This is a genomic window from Methyloterricola oryzae, assembly GCF_000934725.1.
GTDB classification, from domain to species: Bacteria; Pseudomonadota; Gammaproteobacteria; order Methylococcales; family Methylococcaceae; genus Methyloterricola; species Methyloterricola oryzae.
Map to the genome: position 1 here is coordinate 82,811 of NZ_JYNS01000004.1, position 25,774 is coordinate 108,584.

Genomic DNA, 25,774 nt, shown 5'->3' on the forward strand with positions numbered 1-25,774 from the left:
CCCTGACCGGGTTATTGGCCTGCGCTCTGGCGCAGGCCGAGCCTCATCGGCTGGAGTTCCTGTACATCAACGCCAACGAGGGCACTGCCAGCGGCGGTCATGCCGCCCTACGCTTCGACCGCGACGTCTATCACTTTCAACACGTACCCCCAGGCCTCTTGCGTATAACGCGGGACGACTTCCCGCGTTTCCGCACCCTCTATGGCGACGCCGAGAACCGCAGCATCTTCGTGCACCGCATCGCGGTTTCCGAGGACACTTGGCAGTTCCTGCGCGACGGCTTCAATCGCCGGCTATTGATCGAGGACGAGCATTTCGGCCAGTTGGAAGGCCTGGAACGGGACATGGCGCTGTTGCGCCAGCAACTTGAACAGACCGGCAAACCTCAGCGGACTGTGGAAGTCAGCCTCAAGGGCGCCGGCTTGTACGCCCCGCCGCAAGCTGGCCATCCCGGTCCCGCGGATACCGCCAACACCGCCAGCGCGGGCCTGCGTGAGCGCATACGGGCCAACCTGGGCCAGGCAGCTTTCGACGGCCTGGGCGCCCGGTTGCGCGACGAGCTTGCCCAACTGCAGGCGCTGGACGAACTCCCTGACCCTGCCTCCCTCGATATGCGGCGTTTCCAGCCGGCCCGCTACGGCTATGCCGAACGCTTTCTGGACAGGCTGGGCACCCTGCACGCCTGGCAGGTACTCGCGCGCGCCGCCCCCCTGCAGCCCGGCGTGTTGCTAAGACCGCGCGGTCCGGAGTTTGCCCTGTCGCCGGCACGCCGGGCCGGCTTGCTGGCATTCCGAAATCGCCTGGAAAACTCCCTGGCGGCCCTTCCGTCTTCGCCCCACAGACAATGGGGCTACGCCCTGCTGGTGGGCATGGCGCGACTGGCCGCCATCGATGCCGCCCTGGCCGAAGGCCGCCTGATGGTGCTGAATCTGGCCGCCGAAGGAAGTCCGCAGGGACTTCGGCGCGAGGATGTCCTCCAGCGGGCGCAGAAGGAGTTCGCCAGCGCCCTCGCGGGCCTGGAAACCCCCTCGGAGGTGGATGAGCGCGCCTATGGGCGCCTGGAGCGCAGCGCCAATCTGCTGATACACGCCGGAAATCCGACACTCAGCGCCAACGACAGGCTGCCGCTGCTCAGTCTGCTCCCGCAAAGACCGGCCCCCGTCAGCGCCGTCGCCCCGCACATGCCCGCGCCACAACTCGCGGGTCAGTTGGCAAGGCTGGAATCGGCCGCCAAGGCTTATCGGGACAGGCTGGCCGAGCTCTATCCTTACCATCTCATCACCGCCAACTGCGTCAGCGAATTGTTCCGCAGCGTCGACGCGATTCTGGCATCGGAACGCGCGGCGGGCGGCTCCAAGATCACAGCGGCGGAATCCCGCCGGCGGCTGGGCGGCCACGTGGACCCCGGCTTTCCCAACAGCATACCCTTCGTCGCCTTTCGCGCGGTGGCGGCCCACTGGAACGTAGCAGAAACCTACGAACTGCCGTCCTGGCGTCATCGAAAACTACAGGACGCGCGCAACGAAAGCGGCTGGCTGGCAGATGTCCGCGAGTCCAATGTGCTTAGCGCCAGTCTATACCGCTGGCACCCGGAGGATGCGGCCTTCCTGGTCTTCACCGATGCCCAGCCTTGGCTTGGCCTGCTCGGCGGCCCGGTCAACGCCGCCATCGGCCTCGGCCAGGGCGTGGCCGGTCTCGCCACCCTGCCCTGGGACGCTGGCCGCAATCTACGCCAGGGCGCCAAGGGTTTTCTGATCAGTTTGCCGGAGACGGTGTTTATGGGTATCCGCAAGGGCTCGTACCCGGAACACCGGTCCGGGATTGCCGATCTTTCCGCCACCTCCGACTGATCCGGCAAAGCCCGCTCGCGCGCCGACGAAAATCCGGCAATTTCTTGCCTGCGGATTTTGCCAATACAAGCTATTAAATTGAATAATCTACGATATTTTTCTTGGCATGGAATTGGCTTGATAGTCCACAGATTCAAATTGGGACTGATCTGAGCGAGGCAGCGATGTACACCGAAACCGGCAATCTGGCGATTCTCTCGAGCGTGAGGACAAACAGGAAAAGTGTGCTGGCGGACCAGCCTTTTCACGAAATGACGCTGGCCCTGCAAACCACGCTGGAACTGGAGCAATTGCTAGCAATCTTCAGCAGTCATCTGCAGGAGGTCGTCAAGCACGAGGGCTACACCTACGCCATGGAGAAAGATGGCATCGAAGTTTCCAGCAGCAAGAGCGGGCGCCATGCCTGCAGCTACGATCTGCTGCTGCACGACTTGGACCTGGGGCAGCTGCGTCTCACGCGGAACAAGCGCTTCAGCGAACTGGAACTGGCTACCGTCGAAGCCTATCTCTGCCGCCTGTTGTTTCCCCTGCGCAATGCCCTGCAGTATCGCGAGGCCATGGAATCCGCCTACCTGGATTCATTGACCCGGACCCGTAACCGGGGCGCCCTGGCCTCGGTATTCCAGCGGGAATGGGAACTGGCGCGCCGCCACCAGAACCCGCTCTCGGTGATCCTAGTGGATGTGGATCATTTCAAGCGCATCAACGATTTGTTCGGACACCAGCAGGGCGACCGCGTGCTGCAAAAAGTGGCCGACTGTCTGAAACAGACGGTGCGCGGGTCGGATATCGTGTTTCGCTATGGCGGCGAGGAATTCATCATCCTCCTCAGCAGTACCCCGGAAGACGGCGCATTCCAACTGGCGGAACGCATACGCCACACCCTGGAATCCATGGTTCCGGTAACCGACGGCGACGGCCCGCAGCGGGTCACCGCCAGCTTTGGCGTGGCGACCCTGGACGCCAGCGAAAGCAAGGAGGGTCTGCTGCACCGCGCCGACCTGGCCATGTACGAGGCCAAGGAGCGTGGCCGCAACCAGGTTTGCCTGGCCCGCGGAGCCTGATCGTCAGCGGCGCTGCCGGCGCCCGCCGGGCACGGCTCGCCGCTCCCGTTCCGGCTTTGGCGGAACCGGCAATCCCGCCGCCCGGAGCATCTCCTCCAGTTCCTTGGCGTTCAACTCGTAGAAGGTCCGTGCCTTGAGTCGCGGCGGCAGCCGGATGTCGCCAAAGCGGATGCGGATCAGGCGGCTCACCGCCACCTGCTGAGACTCCCACAAGCGGCGCACGATCCGGTTGCGCCCTTCCTTCAAGACCACGTGATACCAGTGGTTGGCGCCTTCGCCGCCAGCCTCTTCGATGGATTCGAAATGGGCCGGGCCATCTTCCAGTTCCACACCCGTCCTCAGGCGTTCCAAAGTCGCCTCGCTGATCTGGCCGAGCACGCGCACCGCGTATTCCCGCTCGATCTGCTGAGAAGGGTGCATCAAGCGGTTGGCCAGTTCGCCGTTATTGGTCACCAGCAGCAGCCCCTGGGTGTTGATGTCCAAGCGTCCGATGGCGATCCAGCGGCCGGTCTCCAGGCGGGGCAGTTGGGTGAACACCACTGGGCGCCCTTCCGGATCGCGCCGGGTAACCAGCTCACCGGTGGGCTTGTGGTAGACCAAGACCCGCGTGGGGGCCATCACGCGCCGCTCCAGCTTGACGACGCGGCCGCGCAGGGTGACGTGGTCACCCACCCGCCAGCGTTCGCCAAGCTTGGCCACCTGGCCGTTCACCTGAAGCTCGCCGTTGCGTATCCATTCCTCGATCTCGCGGCGTGAACCCAGCCCCGCATGGGCCAGCACTTTCTGCAAGCGCTCGCCGTCCTCCGAAGGGATCAGCGCCGGGGGTTCAGACGGATGTGTCGGTTTCTTGGCTTTCGGCCGTCTCGGCTGGGACATGGTCGTGCGGAAGTTCGCTGGCTAGGGGCGGATCGGCGGCGGGAGCCAGCTGATCCAGAAAGGTTTGTAAGGGCGGCAAATCGTTGAGGGTACGCAGGTTGAAATAATCGAGGAACTGCCGGGTGGTGGCATACAGTGCGGGCCGCCCAGGGACTTCCTTGTGCCCGACCACCTGCACCCACTCGCGCTCCAGCAGACCCCTGATGATGAGGGTCGAGACGCTCACGCCTCGTATGTCCTCGATCTCGCCACGGGTCACCGGCTGGCGGTAGGCGATGATGGCCAGGGTCTCCAGGAATGCCTTGGAATAACGCGCGGGCCGCTCCTCGAACAGGCGAGAGATCCAGGGCGACAGGGCCTCGCGCACCTGGAAGCGGAATCCGGAGGCCACCTCCTTCAGCTCCAGCGGACGCCCCGCGAACTCCTGCCCGAGTTCGGCCAAGGCGGCGCGTACCTCGGCCGCCTCCGGCTGCTCGCCCTCGGCGAACAAGTTCTGCAAATCGCCGACGCTCAGCGGGCGCTGAGCCGTGAACAGGGCGGCCTCGATGATGGTCTTAAGTTCCATGGCCGCGGCTCACACCAGGCAGGGTGAGGAACAAGGGCTTCGGCAGGCCGCTTCCGCCGAAACCGGCCGCCCCATGAACGCGCTGTGCCTCGGCTCCGGACATCTCAACGGCATCACCCGGCCGCCACCGCAAGTTCCACATCCGCTTCCGCTGGCGCCTGGGTCCTGCACCTGACCTGCAAGGGTCCCAGCGGCTCCTCCTGGATGATTTCCAGCAGCCTCTCCTTGGACAATTCCAGGATGGCGAGCAGGGAGACTACGGCGCCGGAGCGACCCTCGTGGCGCGGGAACAGCTCGTGGAACGCCAGGGTACCGCCGTCCTTGACCCGCTCCAGGATACCGGACATGCGCTCGCGCACGGACAAGGGTTCCTTCAGGATACGGTGGTGGGTGGCACGGTCGGCCCGCATCAGCACCTCACGGAAGGCCTTGAGCACCTCGTCCAGCGCCACTTCCGGGTAGAGCTTGCGCACCTTGACGGTGCTGGTGTCCACGCCGCCCAGTTCGAACACGTCGCGCTCGCAGCGCGGCAGCCGGTCCAGATCCTCCGCGGCGGCCTTGAAGCGCTCGTACTCCTGCAGGCGCCGCACAAGTTCGGCACGCGGGTCATCTTCCTCGACTTCTGCGCTGGCCGGGCGCGGCAGCAGCATGCGCGACTTGATCTCCGCCAGGATCGCCGCCATCAGCAGATATTCCGCCGCCAGTTCCATACGCATCTCCGCCATCATGTCGATGTAGGCGATGTACTGACGGGTGATGGCCGCGATGGGAATGTCGAGAATATCCAGGTTCTGCTTGCGGATCAGGTAGAGCAGAAGGTCTAGCGGGCCTTCGAAGGTCTCCAGGAAGACTTCCAGAGCGTCTGGCGGGATGTAAAGATCCTCTGGCCATTCGGTGATGGGCGCGCCCCTGACCAGCGCCAGAGGTTCCGGCCGCGGCGCGGCTTCCACGGCATCCTCGGCTTCCGCCTCGATCACCGCCGAATTCATGCCGTGACGGCCAGCGCGAGCATCAGGCTCCCGTGCCTCCCTTGCACCCCGTCAGCCACCACCCTGCCCGAACAGGTGATACAGGATGCCCGGTGGAATTCCGCCCAGTTGCAGGGCCAGGCCGAGCATCATGTTGAGGGGCGCGCTCAGGATCATGGACAGCACATTGGTCATGATCAGCACCAGCAGGATGATGAAACCATAGGGCTCGATCAGCGCATATTTCATGGCCATGCGCGGGGAGAGCAGGCTGCTCAGGATGCGCCCGCCGTCCAGGGGAGGCAACGGCAGCAAATTGAGCAACATCAAGGCGATGTTGATGAAGACGCCCGCCGCCGCCATGAAGATCATGGGCCGCGACACCACGGCGCTGTTGAGGTAGATGGCCAGCTTGGCGATGAGTATCCAGAACACGGTCATCGCCAGGTTCGCCGCCGGACCCGCGGCCGCCACCCAGCCCACATCGCGCCGGGGATTGCGCAAGCGGCCCCAATCCACCGGCACCGGCTTGGCCCAACCAAAGATGAACTGGCTGAACACCAGCAGCAGTCCCGGCACCAGCAAGGTTCCCACCGGGTCGATGTGCTTCAAGGGGTTGAGGGAGAGCCGCCCCTGCTGCTCGGCGGTGCGGTCGCCCAGCAGTTTGGCCACCCAGCCGTGGGCAACTTCGTGGAGGGTGATGGCAAACAATACGGGCAGGGCCCAGATGGCGAAACGCCCGACGGTGGTTAATTCTTCCATCTCTTGCGATCGGTGGTTTAACGAAGGTTACTGACGGCTCCCGCACCCTGGCGGATGATTTCCGGCGTTTCCTCCATGAAGCCGATGATGGTGGTGGGCGCGTAGGCTACGGCCCCGGCGTCGATGATCAAATCGACCTCCTTCTCCAGGCGCTCGCGGATATCCTCCGGGTCGGTCATGGCATCCTCCTCCCCTGGCAGAATCAGTGTCGCACTGAACATGGGTTCCGCCAACTCGGCGACCAGCGCCTTGGAAATTACGTTGTCGGGCAAGCGAATGCCGATGCTCTTGCGCTTGGGATGCTGCAGGCGCCTGGGAACTTCCCGTGTGGCCTTGAGGATAAAGGTATAGGGCCCGGGCGTCAGTTGCTTCATCATGCGGAAGGCCTCGTTGCCGATCTTGGCAAAGATGGCGATCTGCGAAAGATCTTCACAAACCAGGGTGAAATTGTGGTCCTCGCTCAGTTGCCGGATGCGGCGGATGCGGTCGAGGGCTGCCTTCTCGTCCATGCGGCACCCCAGGGCATAGGAGGAATCCGTCGGATAGACGATCACGCCGCCCGCCTTGACGATCTCCACGGCGCGGCGAATCAGCCGGGGCTGCGGGTTGAGCGGGTGAATCTGGAAGAACTGGGCCATAAGCTGGGTAGTTTACTACAGAGCGCCGGCCAACACCTCACGCGTTTTGAGCGACAAATTAGGCCATAGCCCTGCGATGGGATATACTGCATTCCGGTGGACAAAAGGTCTGCCCGCGATACCGATCATCGCCCTTCCCTTCACAGTTCCCCTTCCCGCCTGGATCGGCCCGGTTCATTCCGGCAGGTTTCCTTTTGTTTTCCGAGAGATTTTTCATGTCATTCCAACAGCTCGGCCTGAGTGCCGAACTTCTGCGCGCCGTCGGCGAACAGGGTTACGAACGTCCCACCCCGGTCCAGAAACAGGCCATTCCGGCCATCCTCGAAGGCAGGGACATGCTGGCCGGCGCCCAGACCGGAACCGGCAAGACCGCAGGCTTCACCCTGCCCCTGCTGCAATTGCTGAACGAAACGCCCAATGCCAAGGGCCAGCCACGCTTCGTCAGGGCCCTGATCCTGACCCCCACCCGCGAACTAGCGGCCCAGGTGCACGAGAGCGTGACCACCTATGGCAAATACCTGCCGCTGCGCGCCAGCGCGATCTTCGGCGGCGTCGGCATGGGCCCGCAGGTGGACCGCTTGCGCCGGGGCGTCGATATCCTGGTGGCCACGCCCGGCCGCCTGCTGGACCACGTGCAGCAGAAAACCCTGGATCTGTCCCGGGTGGAGATCTTCGTGCTGGACGAGGCCGACCGCATGCTGGACATGGGCTTCATCCATGACGTGCGCCGCATCATCAAGCTGCTGCCGCCGCGCCGCCAGAACCTCCTGTTCTCCGCCACCTTCTCCGAGGAGATCCGCACGCTCTCCGCCCAGATCCTGCACCAGCCCGCCGAGGTGGAAGTGGCCCGGCGCAATGCGGCGGCGGAAACCGTCAGCCAGCGCGTATTTCCCATCGAAAAGGATCGCAAGCGCGAACTGCTCTCCTATCTGGTGGGCAGCGGCAACTGGCAGCAGGTGCTGGTGTTCGTGCGCACCAAGCACGGCGCCGACCGCCTGGGCCGGCAACTGGAGCGGGACGGCATCCGCGCCGCCGTGCTGCACGGCGACAAGAGCCAGGGCGCGAGGACCCGCGCTCTGGCCGACTTCAAGAGCGGTGGCGTGGCGGTGCTGGTGGCCACGGACATCGCCGCGCGCGGCCTGGACATCGACCAACTGCCCCATGTGGTGAATTTCGAGCTTCCCAACGTGCCCGAGGATTATGTGCACCGCATCGGCCGCACCGGCCGCGCCGGAGCCAGCGGCGAAGCGCTTTCCCTGGTCTGCGCCGAGGAGGTCAAGCAACTCGCCGCCATCGAGCGCCTGCTCAAGCGCGAAATCCCGAGGGTCACCATGCCGGGCTTCGAAGCCACCTTCAGTCTCAAGGTGCAAGCCGCCCCCAAGGGGGGACATGCGCCCCGTCCCAACCTGCCGCCGACACACCGGCCCAACGCGCCCCGCAAGCGCCGGGAGCAAGCCGGGTCGGGCCGCGCGAGCGGACGCCGCGCCTGAAGCGTGCGGCCGCCTCGACCTCCGCGCACCAATGTCAACCCGGACTCAACTATCTTTCTACCGCGAGACGGCATCGGCCGGGAGCCTGATTCTGTAAGATGCCGGCAGGCGCGAGGTCAATGCGCCGCTGGCATTGCGTACTGTCCAACTACCACGAGAGGCTTGCTATGGAACTGGGAATGATCGGATTGGGCCGCATGGGCGCCAACATGGCCAAGCGCCTGATGCGCGGGGGCCATCGCGTGGTCGCCTACGACCGCGACGCGGCGGCCGTGGCCAAACATGAGAGCAACGGCGGCGTGGGAGCCACCAGCGTCGAGGACATGATCGCCAAGATGACCCCGCCGCGCGCCGTGTGGTGCATGCTGCCCCACGGCCAGATCACCGAGGATGCTATCGCCCAGTTGGGCGAGCTGCTGAGCCCCGGCGACGTGGTCATCGACGGCGGCAACACCTATTTCAAGGATGACGTGCGGCGCGCCCAGGAACTGGCCAAGAACGGCGTCGATTACATGGACGTCGGCACCAGCGGCGGCGTCTGGGGCGCCGAGCGTGGCTACTGCCTGATGGTGGGCGGACCCAAGGAAGCCTTTGCCCGGCTCGAGCCCATCTTCGTCAGCCTGGCGCCCGGCATCGAGGCCGCGCCGCGCACTCCGGGACGCACCGGCGCCGAAACCAGCGCAGAGCACGGCTATCTGCACTGCGGCCCGGCCGGCGCCGGCCATTTCGTGAAGATGGTCCACAACGGCATCGAATACGGCATCATGGAAGCCTACGCCGAGGGCCTGGACTTGATGAACAGCCAGGAGCAGCATCCCGAAGAGTCCGGAATGCGCTACGATCTGGACCTCAGGGAGATCTCCGAGCTTTGGCGGCGCGGCAGCGTCATCGGCTCCTGGCTGCTGGATCTGACCGCCTCCGCCCTGTTCGAGGAACCGGACCTGGAGCGCTTCACCGGTCAGGTGCCCGACTCCGGCGAAGGCCGCTGGACGGTGATGACGGCGGTCGAAAACGCTGTCTCCACTCCGGTGCTCACCGCCGCCCTGTACCGCCGTTTCCGCTCGCGCCGCACCGCCACCTTCGCCGACCGCAGCCTCTCCGCCATGCGCGAGAAGTTCGGCGGGCACTCCGAAAAGTAAGCGGCCCCGCATCCTGGAAAGCCTGGCCCGGCCAGGCCTTCCAGGGGCCACCCATCAAGGCGATTCGCGCCAGTCGATCACGCCGGATCGGTAGATTCCGAACACCTCCTGCGCCACCGGATCGATGGCGGCCCCGCCGCCCCAGCCATAACGCAGCCAGGCCTGTGAGGCCGCCCCTGCGGTCCCGCCGGCACCGCCCACGGTGGTGCACCGGGTTCCCGTGCCGCTACTCCCCAGATTCGCCGTCACCGAGGCGAAGCCATCGTTCCCCGCCCCCGGCGCCGAGAAGCGCAGGAAAAAGTCAGGGCTGGCTCCGCTGAGGCTGACTGCCGTCTCGCAGGCCGCCAGGTGATTGCTGCTGGAGGCCGGAAAGCTGAACCCGAACTGGCTAGCCGCCAGCACCGTGCAATGGTCCGCGCTGTTCGCCGCCCAACCGGTGGTGGCGTCGGCGTAATACTGCACTTGCGCCGGCAGGGACAGGTCCAGCAACTCCGAGCCATAGCCATTACCCAGCCACAGCCGGCCGCTGCGAAACTCGCTGCCGCCCTCGGCGAAACCTGAGGAACTGACGCCGTCGCTGTCCGTCGCCCGCACGTGCACCGTGGCAGGTGCGATGGCCGCGCTTGCGAAGGTGTAGGTGGGCGTCGTCAGGGTGGCGCTGCCGCTGTCGAAAACCGTCGCCGCGAAAGCAGTGGGCGAGAGGCTTCCGCCACTGCCGCCCACCGCGCTGAGGGTCAGGTCCTTGGCGTAATTGGGGCTGGTGTCGGCCGTGCCGTCGTAGTTCTGGGTGAGGACCGGGGACACGGCGCCGTTGTAGGCGCGCACGATCACCGTCATGGGCTGCGCGGAATAGGTGAAGCTGCCGCAGCCCGGCGTTACCGTGGTGACGAAATGGTCCGGGCGGAAACGCCCCACCGCTCCGCCGCTGGTGCTCCCCGTGACATTCAGGCCCGACCCCAAATAATTGCCGTCGCTCAGGCTGGCCGTCAGGTCGATGGTGCCCACCTCGCTCCAGGTCAGATTGCTGGCGCTGGCGGAACCGCTGCTGAAACTGCCCAGGCTCCCGGAAAAGGCCCCGTCCACCGCGCCACTGCCGGTGGGGCGGTAGCGGCTGGCGGAGAGTGTCACCGCTTCCGGGCTGCTCTCACGCCCGAAATTCGGCGTGGCATTGCCGGACGCATTGAGGGCTGTCACCGTCGTCGAAAAGGTTTTCCCGGCGATGATGGGCCCCGCCGTGGTACCGCTGAAACTGAATGAAGACGGCGCCGCTACGAAGCTGTCGCTGCCGGTCATGCTCAGCCCCGCGCTGCTACCGCTGGCGGAGGCATAGCTGGCGCTGAGTGTAAGGGCGCCGGCATCGGCGTATTGCACTGTCGTGCTGGCCACGCCGCTGGCATTGAAGCTCAGGCTCACCGCATGTCCACTGCCGTCGCAGGCCGAAGCCACGTTGTTCGAGGCGTTCAGGGCGCTCCCGCCCACCCGCACCGGCAGGCTGCCGGTGGCTGGGTTCTGATAAGCGCAGATGAAAGTCACCGACTTGCTCACGCTGGCGAAAGCCGGCGTGCAGGCGAGACTGCCATCGGATTTCTTGACCGCGCTGATGTTGACGGTCTGCGCCGCCTCCGAGCGGTGGTCGGGCACGTCGAACAAAAAGCCGGCGTCGGCGGCGGTAAACGTGCAGGGGGGCGAACCGAAGTTGCAACTGGCGCCGGCGCTGGTCGGAGTGGCCGAGGCCACGCCGAACACCACGCTGCCAGCGGTGGTCACCTGCACGTCGAGGGTCGTGCTGCTGCTCGACGCCGGAATGGTGAAGCTGTTGCCACTCACCCAATTCACCGTCGGCGTGCCGGTGGCGCTCAGGGTGCCGGTGACGCCGGCTGTGTAGGCCGTCGCGCAGGCGGCATCGCTGCAGCTTTTGACCGTCAAAGTGCTCGGAGTGCAAGTCAGACCCGCACCCGAGCCGTGCTGGATCTGCAGGTAATAACTGGCGGTGGTGGAAGGGCAGGAACGCACCCGGGGCAGAGCCGTCTCGATGTCGGCCTGCGACAAGGCGCCGCGATAGACCCGCACCTCATCGATATTCCCCAGGAAATGCCACGTATCCGAGGCGCCTTCCCCGCCGGCAGGCGTCTCCCCGCCGATGGCGGTGGCGCCGGTGCCGGGTGAGAACGTGCCGGTGTAGGTGCCCACCATCTTCGCCCTCTGCGTCCCACTGGTGTCGTACACATAGACCGTCACCTGCTTGCCGTCCAGGTGGGCCGAAACCGCCACGAAATACCAGGTATTGCTGCTGAGGTGGAAATCGGTGTCCATGCTGATGCTGCCGCCGGTGCCGCCGGTCACCGAAGTGAAATTGACGCTGCGGTCGAAGAAGCGCAGTAGCCCCGTACCGCTGCCGTCCGCCAGGCTCAGGGCCCAACCGTCCTGGTTGTCGTCGCGCACGAAAATACGCTGATGCTGGCTACCAGCGCTAGTGGAGCGCACCCAGGCCATGGCGGTGAAATTGTCGGTGGCGGAGGGAAAACTGCTGGGCAATTCAACATAGGTCTGGGTCGTGCCCGTGCGGTCGAAAAGCCCGTAACTGCAGGTGGAACTGCCGCTGCTGCTGTAGGCCGGCGTCGCCGAGGTGGTCGTGGCGCCGTCATGGGCCGTGGCGTTATACGCGTTGCCCGAACTGTCGACCACCTCGCCGCTGACGCCCGACCAGGTCGATTCGTCGAAATGGTAATCCGCCTTCAGTGTGTTGGTTCCCGCCGGCCACAGGGCCAGCATGTGCGCCACCGACGCACCCAGCGCGGTGGCTGTTGCGGTTTTGGATCCAGTGGCACTGGTGCCACCGGAATAGGACTGATAGTTTGCTGAAGCGCCCACTCCGGCAGAGCTTCCAGCCTTGCGGTCTTCCCTTTCGGTCATACCGGAAGGCTCGCTAAACCCGGCCGATCCGTTAGCGACAGCGTAAAAAGCCGCCAGATACGTGCCGCTGACCGTGGGCGTGAGCGAGGGGGCCGTAACGCTGGTGCTGGAACCCAAGAGCGGCGCGAGCGCCGTGGCCTGCGAGTGCACATTGACGGGCACGACCGGGTCGACGCCCCGGAACACCATGTAGCTCAGGATCGCGACGCTGCTAACGCTGAAGCTCCAGGTCGAGGTTCCCAGGCCACTATTCCCCACCGCCTTCCAATAGATCGCCTGGGTCAGGGAAAAAAAGCCATCGCTCCGGCTGTCAACGAGGGTCCATCCGCTGGGCGCGTTGATGGTAGGCGTGCCGCGGACAACAATCTGGGCAATAACGATGTCGTTGACCGCCAGGCCGGATGGCGACGAAAAGCTCAGGCTGCCGGAGCCGCTTCCCCCGGTGTCCGTCGATGATGAGCGCTGGAAGCTGATCGCCGCGTGCACCGGGCTGCAGGCCAATAGCACCAGGCAGGCGAGCAGGCAGCGCGCAATTGCTGCAAGCAACCCGCCAAGAGAGGACTGGCGTTTCATCGGCTCACCTTGGCCCGCAGTTGCCGTTCCACATAGCCCAGCCCACCCGCCGCGCCCGGGCAGGCGCCGGCGGCCGGCTGGTTGCAGGCGGTGGCGGTGATTCCATAGACGGTCACCGTCACCCCGCCCTCGCTGGCCGAACCCAGGGTCGCGCAGCTCACCGTGACGGTCAGGCGGGCCGCTCCGGCGCCGGCCGGGACCGAGAGGTGGGTGGTCGCGGGACAGGAAGATACCGCGACCACCTGATACAACCCCCACTCGATGCCACTGCGCGCCGCCTGATAAGCACGGCTACCCTGCACATCCAGCGCTGCGCCGGCCTGCTGAAGGGAACTGAAGGTCAGGGCAAAGGTGCCCAGAGCGGCCAGCACCACCAGCAGGAAGATCGCAGTGATCAGGGAAAAGCCGCGGTCAGGGCGCATTGTCCACGTGGACCTCATGGTAAAGGGTCACACTCTCCCCGGCCTCGCTCAGGGTCAGCCGCAGGCTCACCAGCCCAAGGCGCGCCAGCACCCCCGGCTGGTAAGCGAATGCGCAGCCGCTCACCGCGTCCGCCAGGGTCACGCCGCCCGTGGTGGTAGGCTGGGCCGCCACGAAGCCGTAGCCAGTTCGCCGTGTCAGCAGCCCGGAACCCGGGTCGCAGACATAGCTCACCGGCGCCTGGACGACCTGAAAGCGACGGCCAGGCGACCCACCGGGCGGCTGGAAGCGCGTGGAGGCGAAGCTCAGAACATCGGCGGTCCCGGCCTCGGTGGAGCCGGTGATCAGCGCCCGGTTCTGCCCGCAATAAGCGCTAGGCAGGGCCGTTCCGCAGTCGTTGCCGGCATTGTTGTAGTAGTTGAAGATCACCAGCCAGTCATCCTTATAGGTGTCGTCGGCGGTGATCAGGCTGCCGACACTAGTGAGGCTGGTGCAACCGGCGATGAAACAGCTCCCGCCGGCGGTGTCCAGCCGGTAACGCCCGCCGTCCACGGCGGGAATGAATTCCAGGAACTGCACGCCTCCACTGGAAGTGACGCGCAGGCTGTTGGGCAGTGCCCCGCGCAAATCCCGCCCGATGCGGCGCAGCGCGGTATCGGCCTCGTCACTCAATTCGGCCCGCCGCGCCGCGTCGAAATAGCCACGCACCGGTCCCTGGATGAACACCGCCACCATGCCGGCCACCACCCCGGTGATGACTATCACCATGATGGACTCCACCAGGGTGAAGCCGCGCTGAAACCGCGTATATCGGGGAATCATGGCGGCTCAGTAGTGCAGGCGGAAACCGCTGAGGGAGACACTTTCGCCAGCCGAAGTGACCGTGACCGTCACCCGCAGGCTGTCGGCCGCCGCCACGCCGCCCAAGGCCTCCCCGGCCACGGCGACACTGGCTGAATAGGCATTCAGCCCGGCGATGGCTGTCCCGGTTATATCCCTGATACCCGTCATGCTGAAGCCCGCGTAATCGCCCACGTCGTCGAACAGGGCCCTGGATGCTTCCGGCTCCACGCCGTCGGGATCGCTGAAATCATGGGCGAGGACCTCTTCCAGCAAGGATTCCGCCACGGCCAGGGCCTGCTTGCGCACGATGGGGTCGCCGCTGTGGGCGGCGGTGATGTTGAGGACCGAGAGGATGCCGGAGACACCGACGCCGACGATGACGATGAACAGGATCAGTTCGATGAGGGTGAAGCCGCCGCAGGCAGACCTAGTGGCGGTTCGGCGAGATTTCCTGAGCGAATGGCTGATCTGGGCAGTGTAAGGTTCCATGGCGTCCGGCCGTCTGCGCGCCGATCTAGCGGTGTACCAGTCCCGTCGCCGCCTCGACCACGATGGGCTCGTTCACCCCGTGCACCTGGATGGTCTGGCCGCTGCTCGCCCGCCCCCAGGAATCAAAACTGAAGTCGCTGGGCGTGGAGCTATACGCAATCCCGCCGGGCGCGTGAAGGCTGTATGGCGCGGTTCCGTCCGGTCCCGCCAGGTTAAGGTCGCAGGTAGCCGAACCGGCGGCGGAAGCAATGCCCAAGCTGGCGCTGGAGGCGCCGAAACTCACGCAAACCGTGCGTCGCTGCGCGATGGCGGCCTTCTGGGCATAACGCAAGAGACCCAGGGTGCCGTCATGGAAGCCCCGGGCCTCGAACATCTGCCGGTCGAAGAAGCGCGGCAGGGCAGTGATGGCCAGCACCCCCAGGATGACGATCACCACCACCAGTTCGATCACGGTGAATCCACCGCTCCGCCGATGCACAGAGAAGCCGCATCAGTTGGCGGCGCCTATGGCGGAATACGTGGCCGTGTAGATGGTGGATCCAGTGCCCTTCTTTACCGTGCAGGTCACGGCGGTGCCATTCGTAGCGCTGGCAGTATCCGCCTGAAGGTAATAGTCGGTCGCACTGGCCGTCGTGCCAAGGCTTAGAGCCGGCACCAATAGATTGCCCACATCAGAGCACTTGGCTACTTGCGCGCACTTGCCCGTGGTCACAACATTATTGGTCACCGCGCAACCCCCGTAATTGACCGACGAGGCAGAGCTCAGCCCCCCCGCCACGCCGTCGATAGCGGCCTGTTCTGCGTCGCCGCGCAGATCAACGAACTTGGGCAGGGCGGTGGCCGCCAGGATGCCTAGGATCACGATCACCACCACCAGCTCAATTAGAGTGAAGCCCTGTTGCCGTTGCATCGTTATAACTCCTTGATTGAAGAAATCCGGTTTCACTGGCAACTCGCCAATGATGCGTTGAGCGTATAGATGGGTTGCGCTGCCACTGCAGCCTCAGTATAGACGAGCGTGCATATCGGGTTGCTGCCGCTGCCGTCGTGGCCACTGTCGGCGGCAATCACCTGCGCACCGGAAGCAGCCGGCGGCAGAAAGTAATCCGGCGCCGTGATGCCGGCGATTTCGGCGATCTGCCCGGCCGCGGGATAACCGTTGACGAAACCCACCGTGGTGCCTTCCACCACGATGCGCTTGTCCGCCGGCATCGCCAGCATGTCTGCCTGCGAGATGGTCTGCGTAGCGCTGTAGCCTCGCGCGATGAGCTGGGCGTGGGCCATGGCTGCCGCGCCTTTCACGGAAGCCAGCGCCCCGTTCATCTTGGCCAGGCGTGCGTCTGCCTGGAGCGAAGCGAATTTGGGCAGCGCCACCGCCGCCAGGATGGCGAGGATGGTGATCACGATCACCAGTTCGATCAGGGTGAAACCTTCATGTCTGTCTTTCATTGCGCCTCCCGGTGCGCGTCACATCTTTCCTCAGATTAGCCGTTCTTGGTAAAACCCGTTGCGGGAACCGGGTTTCCGACCGCATCGCGTAGCGACAGAGAAGACCCATTAGTGCTTAATCGCCGCACGCCCCAAATCCCACATGGGCAAGAACACCCCCAGCGCCAAAACCAGCACCATGGCGCCCACGATCAACAGCAAGATGGGCTCTATGGCGGTGCTCAGGTTCTTCAGGTCCAGGTCCACCTCGCGGTCATAGAAGTTGGCCACTTCTTCCATCATGTTGTCCAGTTGTCCCGACTCTTCGCCTACGTCGATCATCTGCAGCACCAGGGGCGGAAACACCCCCAAGGCGGCGGCGGTGCGCCCCACCGACTCGCCGCGCTCGATGCCGCGCCGCATCTCGCCCACCTGCCCAGCCACGTGGGCATTGTCCACCGCGCCTGCAATCAACCCCAGGCCCTGCACGATGGGCACGCCGGACTTCATCACCATGGCGAAGGAGCGGGCGAAGCGCGCCAGCATGCTCTTGTTGACGATGGCGCCCACCACCGGCAGCCTCAGCTTGAATCCGTCCCACCACAGCCGCCCCTTGGGGGTTCGGATGAAGCGCAGCCACAACCAGCCAAGGCCGATGAGTCCCGCCAGCACCGCCGGCCAGTAGCGCACCGAAAATTCTGATGTGGCCAACAGGATTTTGGTGGCCCAGGGCAGTTCGGCATTGAAGCCGGCAAACACGCGGGCAAAGGCCGGGATAACAAACAGGTTGATGACCAGCATGGCGGCGCCGATGGCCGCCAGCACCATGACGGGATAGCGCATGGCCGCCTGCACGCGGCTGCGGGTGTCGCGCTCGCGCTCCAGATAACCGGCCAAGTGCAGAAAGGCCTCGTCCACCCGGCCACTGCTCTCGCCCACCTTGAGGATGCCGATGATCATGGGCGAGAAGATGGCGGGATGCTGGTTAAAGGCCTGACTAAGCCCATAACCGCCTTCCAGGTCGCCGACCACCTCGCGCAGGGCGACCGCCAGCACGCCACTGCGGGTGGTGTCCGCAAGACCGTTAAGGCCCCGCACGAGCGGCACCCCCGAGCGCGCCAGGGTGTGCATCTGACGGCAGAAGAACATCATGTCGTCCAGGTCCGGCTTGCGCCGGTTGGTCCGTGTGACGGCGCCCGGCGTCTCGGCGCGGGCGTCCTGCTTCAGCTCGGCGATGTTCACCGGCACCAGGGCACGGGACTGCAGGATACGCGCGACGCCGGCGGGCGAATCGCTGTCCAACACCCCCTCCACCAGCGCGCCCTGGGAGTCGCGGCCCTTGTAGCTGAACTTGGCCACGGCTAGGCATTCTCCCCGGAAATACGCATCACCTCTTCCAGCGAAGTGACACCCTGGGCGGCATAATCCAGGGCGCACTGGGTGAAGGGCCTGAAACCCTCAGCGCCTGCCGCCGCAACGGTGAAAGCCGCGCTGTCGTTGCGGCGCAGGGCATCCAGCATGGCGGGGTTGGTTTCCAGCAATTCGTAGACACCGATGCGGCCGCGGTACCCGGTGTTATTGCAGTTCTGGCAGCCCACGCCGCGGCGGAACGCAATGCCTTCCAGCGAGACGCCCAATTCGGCCTCCAACCCCACGCGGCCATGAAAATCCGGCTCATCGGGCAGGGAGCAGTGATCGCAGATCTTCCTCACCAGGCGCTGAGCCACGATGGCGCGCAGCGCCGCCGCCACCAGGAAGCCTTCCGCCCCCATGTCCAGCAAGCGGCTGGCGGTGGCGATGGCGCCGTTGGTGTGCAGGGTGGAGAGCACCAGGTGCCCCGTGAGCGAGGCGCGCAGGGCGATCTCGGCGGTCTCGCGGTCGCGCATCTCGCCCACCAGCACGATGTCCGGGTCCTGCCGCAGGGCTGCCCGTAAAACGCTGGCGAAGGTCAGGCCGATCTGGGTATGCACCTGGACCTGGTTGATGCGCGACAGGGTGTATTCCACCGGGTCCTCGGCGGTGATGATCTTTTTCTCCGGCGAATTGAGTTCGCTGAGGGCGGCATACAAGGTGGTGGTCTTGCCGCTGCCGGTGGGCCCGGTTACCAGCACCATGCCGTGGGGCAGGCGGATGTTGCGGCGGAAACGGCGCAGCAGCTCGGCAGGCATGCCCACCTGCTCCAGATTGAGCATGCCGGCGGAGCGGTCCAAAAGGCGCATAACCACCGACTCGCCGTGCTGCACCGGCATGGTGGACAGGCGCACATCGATGTTGCGCTCGCGCACGCGGATGGAAAAACGCCCGTCCTGGGGCACGCGCCGCTCGGAGATATTCAGGCCCGACATGAGCTTGAGGCGCGAAACCAGGGCGGCGGCGGCGCGCTTTTCCTGGATCACGTGTTCCTGCAATACGCCGTCCACCCTCTGGCGGATGCGCAGCAGGCCTTCGTCCGGTTCGATGTGGATGTCCGAGGCGCGCACCTGCACCGCGTCCTGAAACAGGGACTGCAGCAGCTTCACCACCGGCGCGTCCGCCACGTCCACGCTGCCCGCCAGGGAGGCCAGGTCGAAGTCGTTCTGCGCCAGTTCCTCGCCAATCTGCCCGGCGAGATTGGTGATCTCCTCGGTGCGCCGGTAAAGCTGGTCGATCATGTGCAGCAGATCGGACTCGCGCACCAGGGCCGCCTGCACCGGCATGTGCAGGATGCGGCCGATCTCGTCGAACGCGACAATGTCGGTGGGATCGGCCATGCCCACGATGGCCTCGTGGCCGCTGCGGCTCAGCACCATGGCGCGGAAACGCCGCGCCTGGGCTTCCGGCAACAGCTTCACCGCCTCCGGGTCGATCTTGTACTGCCGCAGATTCAACAGCGGGATCTGCAACTGGCGGGAGAGAAACTCCAGCAACTCCGGCTCGCGCACGAAGCCCAGTTCCACCAGGGCCTTGCCCAGCTTGCGCCCGGTCTCCCTCTGGCTGGCCAACGCCTGCTCCAATTGCGTCTGGGTGATGATGCCGCCCTGCACCAGGAGGTCGCCGATACGGATCTTCTTCAGGGCCATGTCAGTCTCCCGGACTCAGCGCCGGCCCCGCAACGCATCGATGCGCTGCGCCACGTAGGCCTGCACGTCCCGCGACACGCCACCCAAGGCTGCCGTCCTGACATAGGCTTCCAGGGCCTCCTGATAGCGCTCCCCGCCATCCAGGGAAACCGCCAGTCCCAGCCACCAGCGCGACTGTCCGGATTGCGCCCGGATGGCCTGGCCATAATGGGAGGCGGCCTCATCGTACCGCCCCTGTTTCTGATACAAGGCCCCTAGAAGCCCCTGCACCTCGGGATCGCCGCCATCCAGTGCCGCCGCCGTGCGCAATTCCTGTTCCGCCTGGCGGGTGCGGCCGAGCTTCAGCAGCAATTGCGCCCGGAGTTTCACCGCGTCCACATCGGAGCGTGGCGAGCCTTCCAGCATGCTCAAGGCTTGTTCCTCATCGCCCAGGGCCGCATAGCGGCGCGCCCGGCGCAGGCGCTCGGTGGGGCTGTCGGGGTGCGCTTCCGCCGAGTCCCGCGCCTCTTCGTCCACGCCGCGCCTATGGTCTCCGCCGTAAATGTTTGTGCCGCTGCGGCGGCGCGGGGGAGTGGACGTTTTGGCGGATGGCAGGTCAGGCCCGCCGGCTGTGCCAGCCTGTTTGACGCGCGTGACGGCGGTGCTGGGGAGCATAGGGCGCGGGGCAACCGCCGGAGGCGTTTCGCTGCTGGCCCGGGATGGTGCCGGTTCTCCGTTCGAGCCACTCGCAGCGGCTGGAGCCTGGCCGCCAGTCGATTCATCAGCTTTAAAGGCCTGGGCCGGAACTTCGGGAGTGCGCTCAGCCGCCACCTGCGCCGGCATTTCCGGCGCCATCGGCGCGGCCGCAACGGCGGTAGGCGAAGGCTGGGGCAGTACGACCGCCGGAGCCAGTTCCGGGGTACCCACGGCGGGGGCGGATGGGCTGGCATCCAGGGTCGGCCGCAAAAAGAACCAGGCCACCGCAAAAACCAGGCCGCCCAGGACGGCCAGGACCAGCAGCCATATCAACGAGGAGCGCGGCGCGTCCTGTTCCACCACGCGCACGCTGCCGGGGAGATCGGCCAGCCCCTTGTCACCCGATTCGCGCGCCTCCAGGTCCTTGAGCATCTGGTTGATCAGGCTCATGGCAGCGCCCCGTGGGCGGCGTTGAGCGCGGCCCAACCGGCGCTTGCCAGTAGCAGGGCCACCAGCCACAGGCGCGGCAGGCGCGCGGGGCGCGCGCTGAGGGCTTCGGTGTCGGCGGCGGCCAGACGCACATGGGACCAGCGCACCCGCCTGGCGCCCTTGCCATAGGCCACCATCAAGGCCTTGTTGGCCAGGATGTTGAGCAGGCGCGGCGTACCTCGCGTCAGGGAGTGAATCAGCCAGCAGGCGGGGCCGGTCAGCAGATCGCCGCGCTCCAGGCCCGCGGTACGCAGGCGGCTGGTCAGATAGCGTCGCGTCTCGCTACGCCGCAAGGGCCTCAAGTGGTAGGAGAACGTAATGCGCTGGCGCAGTTGCCGAAACTCGGGCCGCGCCAGCAGCCGGTCCAGTTCCGGCTGGCCGAACAGCACGATCTGCAGCAGCTTGCGCCGCTCGGTCTCCAGGTTGGTGAGCAGCCGCAGCAGTTCCAGGCTGTCCGGCGGGATCGCCTGGGCTTCATCCAGCACCAGCACCAGGCGCTTGCCTGAGGCGGCCACGCCCAGAAGGTGCGCATATATCAGCTTGAGCAGATGGCCGGGCCGGATCACCTTCTCGAAGGGAATGCCCAGTTCTTCGGCGAAGGTCGCCAGAAGCTCGGCCTGTGACAGGGCCGGGTTGGGGATGTAGGCGGTGACGAAGCCCGAGTCCAGTTCGTTGAGCAGCTTACGGCAGAGCATGGTCTTGCCCGTGCCCACCTCGCCGCTGATCTTGATGAAGCCTTCGCCGCCGTGCAGGGCGATCATCAGGACGTTGAGGGCCTCCTGATAGCCGGGCAGCGCACAGAAGAACTGGGTGTTGGGGGTCAGCCCGAAGGGATATTCCGTGAGGCCGAAGTGCTGCAAATACATGCCCGGTCTCTTATGGCAAGGGATCCCGCCGCGATTCGCCATCCAGTCTGCGGTAGCGCTCGGCCATTTCGTCACGCAGCGGCTTCCAGTCCGCGGCGGACTGGATCACCGTGGGCTTGAGCAGTATCACCAGCTCGCTCTTGACGAAGGTGCCGGTGCCGCGCCGGAACAGCGAGCCCACCCAGGGCAATCGGCTCAGCCAGGCGATGCCTTCGCGGCTGTTCTGCTCGGTGTTCTGCATCAGACCGCCGATCACCACTATCTGGCCGGTCTGTGCGTGCACCACGCTGTCGGACTCGCGCACCTGGCTCAAGGCGAGGGGGATTTCCTGCTCGCCATCGCCGAAGTTCAGCCGGGTCACCTGGTCACTGACCTGGGTCACCGCCGGGTGGACGTGCAGGGTGACCATGCCCTTGTCGTCGATCTGAGGTGTCACGTCGAGGGAAATACCGGAGAAGAAGGGGCTGAGCACCGGTGAGGGCGAGAACCCGCCCGCACCGATGGTGTTGGCGAAGGAGCCGGGATTGACGTTGGACACATGCAGCTCGTCCTTGCCCACCTTGATCACCGCCTTCTGGTTGTTCAGGGTCGAGATCCGTGGGCTGGAGAGGGTATTGACGTTTCCCTGAGTCTCCAGCAATTCGATGAAGGCCTTGAAGTCGCCCATGTTGACGCTGACGGTGAAGGCCTGACCCACATTCAAGGTCTGCGTGGCCAGGGCCGAGAGCGGACCGATAGGCCCGGTGAGGCTGGTCAGCATGGAATTCTGGCCGTCACGGATGACGCTGGCCCAGTCCACGCCGGCCTGATAGCCATCCTTGAGTTCCACCTCCAGGATCTTGGCCTCCAATACCACCTGCCGCTCCACCTCACGGCGCATGGCCTCGAGGAACTGCTCGACCTCGCGCAACTGCCGGGGATAGGCGCGCACCACCACCACGCCGCTCTGCTGATTGACCACGAAATTGGCGTCCGCCGCATCGCAGACGATGACCCCCAGGGCCTGCTTGAGCTCGCGCCAGAACTGGGAGCTGGATGTGGTGGAAACCACGCTGCCGGGAAGCGAGGGCACGCCGCGGGATGGCACGGCGATGGCTTGGTTGTGGCTGTCATCGCGGTTTTCGCTGTTCTTGGCGAAATTGCGGCAATCGATGGACTCCTCGTACTCCTGGCTGGCGCCGCCCGAACCACTGCCGCCTTGTCCGCCCGAGTAGCCGGCCTGCCCGCCGCCGTATGCGCCCTGGCCATAGTTCTGGCCCAGCGCACCGCCCTGCAGGGCGGCATTGGCGTAGAAGGATTGCGAGCTGGGCCCCGAACTGACGCGGGTTTCCGAACGGCCGTTGCGCACGAAATTGATGTAATCCACATGATAGATGCGCGACATCAACTCCGAGGGGAAGATCAGGTAGCCCGCGCCGGTTTTCTTGTAGTCGTACCCGTAAACCTCCCGCACCGCCTCCAGCACCTCGGGCAGGGTCACGTTCTTCAGGTCGATGGTGACCGCGCCTTTCAGATCCGGGTGCACCACCACGTTTTGCTCGCTGTCCGCCACCAGACCCATGAAGAACTCGCGCGCATCCACCTGCATCACCGAGACGTCGAAGCGCCGCTCACGCCCATGGCGAGGCGCACTCTCCCCCGGGGCAGACAAGTCGGGCAGCAGCGCGTCGGAAACCGCCGCCGGCGGCTGAAAACGCGTGGACTGGGGCGGCCTGACCGGCTTGGGGTCTTCCTGGGCCTTCATGAATTCGGAGGGCGCGCTGCGATCGGGCCGCAGGTCCAGGTAAGAGCAGGAATTCATCCCCAAGGCCAGGGCCAGGGCTATCAGTGGTCGAAGCAGGCGGAACGGCATGTTCAGTGGTCTTTCCTTCGGGTTTTCTTAACCTGTGACACCAAGGGCAGGTCGATGACCTGATCGTCCTTGCGCACCCGGACCCGGCCGGGCTCGATGGCCAGCACTTCCAGGCCCTGCCAGCGCTGGCCCACGCGTACGGTCACCGTGCCGTCCAGCAGCGCGTGCCGGCCGCGGGGCTGGATCACGATGCCGGACACCTTCGGCAGCTCGGCGCTTGGCAGCTCTGCCGCAGACTGGTTCAACGCGGGACGGGTCGGATCGGCCATTTCGGCCACCGTTCCCAAGGATATGCCCGCCAGGCCCAAGGCAATCCACACGCGCCACTCAGGCACTGAGCCACTCCTTGTGAAAGCTGAGGGTATATACCTTCAGCCGCACCCGCGCCAAGGGGTAGGCCTTCACTTCGTAATCCACGGAGTCCCAGAACAGGGCCTGCGGCTCCAGTGCGCGCAGATAATCGAGCACATCGAAATAGCGGCCCTCGATTTCCAGAGTCATTTCGTGCCGGTAGATGGCGGGCGTCTCGTCATCTTCCTTCGCCTTCCCTGTCCCGCTATCCTCGGCGGCGCCGAGCCGGCGCGCCGGTTCGGTTTGCAGGGAGATCAGGCGCAGGCCCTGCTGGCGGGCGAGTATCTCGCGGAGCAGCCCCGCCATGGCCTCGGGCGTGATGAATTCATGGCCGAGACGATCGCGGCGGGCCTCCGTCTCTTCCAATCGGGCCTGCAAGCCTTCGATTCGCTCGCGCACCGCGCGGTTGGGATCGATTCCAGCCCGCGCCGACAGGGCACTGGCCGCTGCCGAAAGCGCCTGACTGCGGGTCTGAGCCTGCTGCAACTGCTGCTCAAGCGCCTTGTGCCGGGCGGCCATGGGTTCATCCAGCAGGTTGTTCCAGAGGGCGAACAACACCGACAGCACTGCCAGCCCCACCAGGACGCGCTCCCGCAGGCTCAAGGCGTCGACGCGCGCCGCCAGCTGCTGCCATTGCCCCGCCAGATCCGCCTGCATGGTTCCTAGTTCCATCCTGAGGCCCGCCCTACCCTTTGCTCACATCCTTGGGCACCTGGGTCCGCAGGATGAAATCCACCTGACCCGGCTGCTGCTCCGGCCGCCGGATGCTGAGCGTCGAGAAGCTGCGAGACTTGAATGCGGCCTCCTGACCCAGGGCCTGCAGCATGTGCGGTATCTGCTCGGCTTTGAGCGCCCTGCCTTGCAGTTCCAGCTGCGCGCCCCCGGCGCTGAAACGGATTCCGGTGAGCCAGACGTCAGTGACGGTCTGCCGCGCCAGTGCTTGAAAATAGCCCGAGAAACCGCCTCGGTTCACCAATTGCCCGCCTTCCACGCGCTGCAGCAGGCTGTCCAGTTGCCCCACCTGCCGCTGCAGGCGCTCGGCCTGCGCCACCAGGGCCGCATCCGGCCGGGGCTCGGGGTAGCGCGCGCGCAGGGCGTCCACTTGAGCCTGTAGGGTAGTGGCTTGCTTGTTGGCCACCGCCACTTCGGACGCCAGGCGCTGGTTGAAGACAAACCGCGCCAGACTGAGCGCTGCCAATAGGACCACCGTAGAAAGGGCCGCCCGGATCAGCCAGCGCGCGCCGAAAGGAGGAAGCGGCGGGTGGGTGCCGCCACGGTAGAAATTGATTTCCTGTCTCATGCCCCCGCCTCTTGCCGCAGCGCGGCGCCTACGGCGGGCAGGCAGGCCTGCTGCAAGGCGTCGTCCATGCGCTCCAGGGACAATAGCGCGCTCAGGTCCATGGCGCGCGAGATCAACCCCAAGGAACGGTTGAGACCATCCACCAGTTGCTGCGTGCCGCTGGCAATCGGCGTCACCACCAGCCCAGCCACCGGGGACTGGCCGTAGTAACTCTCGTAGTAATCCAGCGACCGCTGCACCTCCAGGGCCAGTCGCTCCAAAGCGCTCTCCCGATCGTGGCTACCCATGCCGGCGCGATCTGTTTCGAACGGGACCGACCCGACATTCAACTCGCGGGAAATATAGATATCGCCGCCCCGCTGCAATTGCAGCATGCCCCGTTCGCGCTGCAGGGACAGCAGGGCGACGCCGCGGGCATTTTCCGGGAGGCGTGTTCCCAGATTGCGCAGGGCCATTTCCGGTATGTCGATGACGCCGAGTTGCAAGCCTGCGGCCTCGCACAACTCGCTGTATTCGCGGATCAGATCGGTGCGGCAGGCCAGGACCGTGAGCAGTTCGCCAGATGCGGCCTGACGGGGAGACGGCATGGGAAAGTACTCGATCTCCGCCTCGGTGACGGCAAAATCCAGCATGTCCTGGATGCGCCAACGTAGCGCCTCGCGTAACTCGTCCTCGGGAACTTCCGGCCGACTGGTCTGCAGCATGCGGAAATCGCCGGCTGCCAGCACCAGCCGGGCGTCGGCCCCAGAGGCGCCCAGTTCGGCTATCGCCTGCGCCAGCAGGCGCGGCCGGTCGAGGGCAGTGCAGGGATGATGAGCGATGTGCGGAAGGCCACTCCCGCTGGTGGATTCCGCCCCTCGATACTGAGCAATCGCGAACCCGTCGCCAAGCATCGCCACGGCGACACCGCCCGCACGGTTCGGTCTATCGTAGCGAAACAAGCGAGCCCATGTGAATAGAGGCAAGGATCTCTTCCTTTGAAGAACGGTCCGATCGTTCGACCCCGGCCGCCGCTGCAGCGGCGCGAGTTATGCATTGAGTGTAATCGACCGGCGCGAGTAAGCAAGAATTCTAGGAAGTTTTGATCAAGCCGCCTCGCGCGCCTGGCCTGGCCAGGAGGTAGAATGCGAGGCCTGAAGTCGTTTCGCGCCCGGCGGTCACAGC

General features: G+C 65.4%; 25 protein-coding genes. 4 read left to right on the top strand and 21 right to left on the bottom strand.

Going from position 1 to position 25,774, the window contains the following annotated elements:
• Positions 1–14: 14 nt before the first annotated feature.
• Positions 15–1,850, top strand: coding sequence for a hypothetical protein (locus tag EK23_RS07780; RefSeq protein ID WP_045224783.1), 1,836 nt, complete (start codon positions 15–17; stop codon positions 1,848–1,850).
• A gap of 164 nt (positions 1,851–2,014) precedes the next feature.
• Positions 2,015–2,914 (top strand): GGDEF domain-containing protein, encoded by a 900-nt coding sequence (locus EK23_RS07785; RefSeq protein WP_045224784.1) that lies wholly within the window; start codon positions 2,015–2,017, stop codon positions 2,912–2,914.
• 3 nt (positions 2,915–2,917) lie between these two features.
• Here the strand turns inward: EK23_RS07785 and rluB are convergent, their stop codons facing one another.
• From rluB to EK23_RS07810, 5 genes are all read right to left on the bottom strand, one after another.
• Positions 2,918–3,790: a 23S rRNA pseudouridine(2605) synthase RluB gene (gene rluB, locus EK23_RS07790; RefSeq protein ID WP_082054034.1), complete on the bottom strand. Its 873-nt coding sequence runs from the start codon at positions 3,788–3,790 to the stop codon at positions 2,918–2,920.
• Complete coding sequence (gene scpB / locus EK23_RS07795; RefSeq protein ID WP_045224785.1) at positions 3,741–4,355, bottom strand: SMC-Scp complex subunit ScpB; 615 nt, start codon at positions 4,353–4,355, stop codon at positions 3,741–3,743. Before scpB ends, rluB begins: the two co-directional genes overlap by 50 nt.
• Before the next feature lie 113 nt (positions 4,356–4,468).
• Positions 4,469–5,344: a segregation and condensation protein A gene (locus tag EK23_RS07800; protein WP_045224786.1), complete on the bottom strand. Its 876-nt coding sequence runs from the start codon at positions 5,342–5,344 to the stop codon at positions 4,469–4,471.
• 51 nt (positions 5,345–5,395) lie between these two features.
• On the bottom strand, positions 5,396–6,085 hold the full coding sequence (locus EK23_RS07805; RefSeq protein ID WP_045224787.1) for a site-2 protease family protein: 690 nt from the start codon (positions 6,083–6,085) through the stop codon (positions 5,396–5,398).
• Between the two features lie 17 nt (positions 6,086–6,102).
• The gene (locus EK23_RS07810) at positions 6,103–6,723 is read right to left on the bottom strand and encodes an L-threonylcarbamoyladenylate synthase (protein WP_045224788.1); all 621 of its coding nucleotides are present in this window, start codon (positions 6,721–6,723) and stop codon (positions 6,103–6,105) included.
• A gap of 215 nt (positions 6,724–6,938) precedes the next feature.
• Between EK23_RS07810 and EK23_RS07815 the strand changes: the two genes are divergently transcribed.
• A complete protein-coding gene (locus EK23_RS07815) occupies positions 6,939–8,213 on the top strand; it encodes a DEAD/DEAH box helicase (RefSeq protein WP_082054044.1) in 1,275 nt (424 codons plus the stop codon).
• Positions 8,214–8,332: 119 nt separating this feature from the next.
• Positions 8,333–9,352 carry a phosphogluconate dehydrogenase (NAD(+)-dependent, decarboxylating) gene (gnd, locus tag EK23_RS07820; RefSeq protein WP_200892120.1) on the top strand — a complete coding sequence of 340 codons (1,020 nt, stop codon included), beginning with the start codon at positions 8,333–8,335 and terminating at the stop codon, positions 9,350–9,352.
• A gap of 54 nt (positions 9,353–9,406) precedes the next feature.
• Here the strand turns inward: gnd and EK23_RS07825 are convergent, their stop codons facing one another.
• From EK23_RS07825 to EK23_RS07900, 16 genes are all read right to left on the bottom strand, one after another.
• Positions 9,407–12,838, bottom strand: coding sequence for a LamG domain-containing protein (locus EK23_RS07825; RefSeq protein ID WP_052808030.1), 3,432 nt, complete (start codon positions 12,836–12,838; stop codon positions 9,407–9,409).
• Positions 12,835–13,260 (bottom strand): hypothetical protein, encoded by a 426-nt coding sequence (locus EK23_RS07830; protein ID WP_052808031.1) that lies wholly within the window; start codon positions 13,258–13,260, stop codon positions 12,835–12,837. Before EK23_RS07830 ends, EK23_RS07825 begins: the two co-directional genes overlap by 4 nt.
• Positions 13,250–14,080 (bottom strand): type II secretion system protein, encoded by an 831-nt coding sequence (locus EK23_RS07835; RefSeq protein ID WP_045224791.1) that lies wholly within the window; start codon positions 14,078–14,080, stop codon positions 13,250–13,252. The genes EK23_RS07830 and EK23_RS07835 overlap by 11 nt, the downstream gene beginning before the upstream one ends.
• 6 nt (positions 14,081–14,086) lie before the next feature.
• Positions 14,087–14,590, bottom strand: coding sequence for a type IV pilus modification PilV family protein (locus EK23_RS07840; RefSeq protein ID WP_145998598.1), 504 nt, complete (start codon positions 14,588–14,590; stop codon positions 14,087–14,089).
• A 25-nt stretch (positions 14,591–14,615) separates the two neighbouring features.
• The gene (locus tag EK23_RS24570; RefSeq protein WP_045224792.1) at positions 14,616–15,068 is read right to left on the bottom strand and encodes a prepilin-type N-terminal cleavage/methylation domain-containing protein; all 453 of its coding nucleotides are present in this window, start codon (positions 15,066–15,068) and stop codon (positions 14,616–14,618) included.
• A gap of 12 nt (positions 15,069–15,080) precedes the next feature.
• Positions 15,081–15,500 carry a prepilin-type N-terminal cleavage/methylation domain-containing protein gene (locus EK23_RS24575; protein WP_045224793.1) on the bottom strand — a complete coding sequence of 140 codons (420 nt, stop codon included), beginning with the start codon at positions 15,498–15,500 and terminating at the stop codon, positions 15,081–15,083.
• A 32-nt stretch (positions 15,501–15,532) separates the two neighbouring features.
• On the bottom strand, positions 15,533–16,039 hold the full coding sequence (locus EK23_RS24445; protein ID WP_045224794.1) for a pilin: 507 nt from the start codon (positions 16,037–16,039) through the stop codon (positions 15,533–15,535).
• A 108-nt stretch (positions 16,040–16,147) separates the two neighbouring features.
• Positions 16,148–17,377 carry a type II secretion system F family protein gene (locus EK23_RS07860; RefSeq protein WP_045224795.1) on the bottom strand — a complete coding sequence of 410 codons (1,230 nt, stop codon included), beginning with the start codon at positions 17,375–17,377 and terminating at the stop codon, positions 16,148–16,150.
• 2 nt (positions 17,378–17,379) lie between these two features.
• Positions 17,380–19,077, bottom strand: a complete 1,698-nt coding sequence (locus tag EK23_RS07865; RefSeq protein WP_045224796.1) for a GspE/PulE family protein — start codon at positions 19,075–19,077, stop codon at positions 17,380–17,382.
• A gap of 15 nt (positions 19,078–19,092) precedes the next feature.
• Entirely contained in the window at positions 19,093–20,202 is a 1,110-nt protein-coding gene (locus EK23_RS07870) for a tetratricopeptide repeat protein (protein ID WP_045224797.1), read from the bottom strand.
• Positions 20,199–21,107 carry an ExeA family protein gene (locus EK23_RS07875; RefSeq protein WP_045224798.1) on the bottom strand — a complete coding sequence of 303 codons (909 nt, stop codon included), beginning with the start codon at positions 21,105–21,107 and terminating at the stop codon, positions 20,199–20,201. Before EK23_RS07875 ends, EK23_RS07870 begins: the two co-directional genes overlap by 4 nt.
• Before the next feature lie 10 nt (positions 21,108–21,117).
• Positions 21,118–22,959: a secretin GspD/PilQ domain-containing protein gene (locus EK23_RS07880; protein WP_045224799.1), complete on the bottom strand. Its 1,842-nt coding sequence runs from the start codon at positions 22,957–22,959 to the stop codon at positions 21,118–21,120.
• Between the two features lie 2 nt (positions 22,960–22,961).
• Positions 22,962–23,294, bottom strand: a complete 333-nt coding sequence (locus tag EK23_RS07885) for a hypothetical protein (RefSeq protein WP_045224800.1) — start codon at positions 23,292–23,294, stop codon at positions 22,962–22,964.
• Positions 23,287–23,982, bottom strand: a complete 696-nt coding sequence (locus tag EK23_RS07890) for a hypothetical protein (protein ID WP_145998599.1) — start codon at positions 23,980–23,982, stop codon at positions 23,287–23,289. The genes EK23_RS07885 and EK23_RS07890 overlap by 8 nt, the downstream gene beginning before the upstream one ends.
• A gap of 13 nt (positions 23,983–23,995) precedes the next feature.
• Positions 23,996–24,610 (bottom strand): PilN domain-containing protein, encoded by a 615-nt coding sequence (locus tag EK23_RS21630; protein WP_052808032.1) that lies wholly within the window; start codon positions 24,608–24,610, stop codon positions 23,996–23,998.
• A complete protein-coding gene (locus EK23_RS07900; RefSeq protein ID WP_145998600.1) occupies positions 24,607–25,575 on the bottom strand; it encodes a type IV pilus biogenesis protein PilM in 969 nt (322 codons plus the stop codon). The genes EK23_RS21630 and EK23_RS07900 overlap by 4 nt, the downstream gene beginning before the upstream one ends.
• Between the last annotated feature and the right edge of the window lie 199 nt (positions 25,576–25,774).

What these genes read in the sequence shown, in the direction of transcription:
- EK23_RS07875 (WP_045224798.1), bottom strand. Translation starts at nt 21,107, where the DNA reads ATGTATTTGCAGCACTTCGGCCTCACGGAATATCCCTTCGGGCTGACC.
- EK23_RS07890 (WP_145998599.1), bottom strand. Translation starts at nt 23,982, where the DNA reads ATGGAACTAGGAACCATGCAGGCGGATCTGGCGGGGCAATGGCAGCAG.
- EK23_RS24445 (WP_045224794.1), bottom strand. Translation starts at nt 16,039, where the DNA reads ATGAAAGACAGACATGAAGGTTTCACCCTGATCGAACTGGTGATCGTG.
- EK23_RS07865 (WP_045224796.1), bottom strand. Translation starts at nt 19,077, where the DNA reads ATGGCCCTGAAGAAGATCCGTATCGGCGACCTCCTGGTGCAGGGCGGC.
- EK23_RS07815 (WP_082054044.1), top strand. Translation starts at nt 6,939, where the DNA reads ATGTCATTCCAACAGCTCGGCCTGAGTGCCGAACTTCTGCGCGCCGTC.
- EK23_RS24575 (WP_045224793.1), bottom strand. Translation starts at nt 15,500, where the DNA reads ATGCAACGGCAACAGGGCTTCACTCTAATTGAGCTGGTGGTGGTGATC.
- EK23_RS07870 (WP_045224797.1), bottom strand. Translation starts at nt 20,202, where the DNA reads ATGAGCCTGATCAACCAGATGCTCAAGGACCTGGAGGCGCGCGAATCG.
- EK23_RS07800 (WP_045224786.1), bottom strand. Translation starts at nt 5,344, where the DNA reads ATGAATTCGGCGGTGATCGAGGCGGAAGCCGAGGATGCCGTGGAAGCC.
- gnd (WP_200892120.1), top strand. Translation starts at nt 8,333, where the DNA reads ATGCGCCGCTGGCATTGCGTACTGTCCAACTACCACGAGAGGCTTGCT.
- rluB (WP_082054034.1), bottom strand. Translation starts at nt 3,790, where the DNA reads ATGTCCCAGCCGAGACGGCCGAAAGCCAAGAAACCGACACATCCGTCT.
- EK23_RS07830 (WP_052808031.1), bottom strand. Translation starts at nt 13,260, where the DNA reads ATGCGCCCTGACCGCGGCTTTTCCCTGATCACTGCGATCTTCCTGCTG.
- EK23_RS07805 (WP_045224787.1), bottom strand. Translation starts at nt 6,085, where the DNA reads ATGGAAGAATTAACCACCGTCGGGCGTTTCGCCATCTGGGCCCTGCCC.
- EK23_RS07840 (WP_145998598.1), bottom strand. Translation starts at nt 14,590, where the DNA reads ATGGAACCTTACACTGCCCAGATCAGCCATTCGCTCAGGAAATCTCGC.
- scpB (WP_045224785.1), bottom strand. Translation starts at nt 4,355, where the DNA reads ATGGAACTTAAGACCATCATCGAGGCCGCCCTGTTCACGGCTCAGCGC.
- EK23_RS07825 (WP_052808030.1), bottom strand. Translation starts at nt 12,838, where the DNA reads ATGAAACGCCAGTCCTCTCTTGGCGGGTTGCTTGCAGCAATTGCGCGC.
- EK23_RS07785 (WP_045224784.1), top strand. Translation starts at nt 2,015, where the DNA reads ATGTACACCGAAACCGGCAATCTGGCGATTCTCTCGAGCGTGAGGACA.
- EK23_RS07810 (WP_045224788.1), bottom strand. Translation starts at nt 6,723, where the DNA reads ATGGCCCAGTTCTTCCAGATTCACCCGCTCAACCCGCAGCCCCGGCTG.
- EK23_RS21630 (WP_052808032.1), bottom strand. Translation starts at nt 24,610, where the DNA reads ATGAGACAGGAAATCAATTTCTACCGTGGCGGCACCCACCCGCCGCTT.
- EK23_RS07835 (WP_045224791.1), bottom strand. Translation starts at nt 14,080, where the DNA reads ATGATTCCCCGATATACGCGGTTTCAGCGCGGCTTCACCCTGGTGGAG.
- EK23_RS07880 (WP_045224799.1), bottom strand. Translation starts at nt 22,959, where the DNA reads ATGCCGTTCCGCCTGCTTCGACCACTGATAGCCCTGGCCCTGGCCTTG.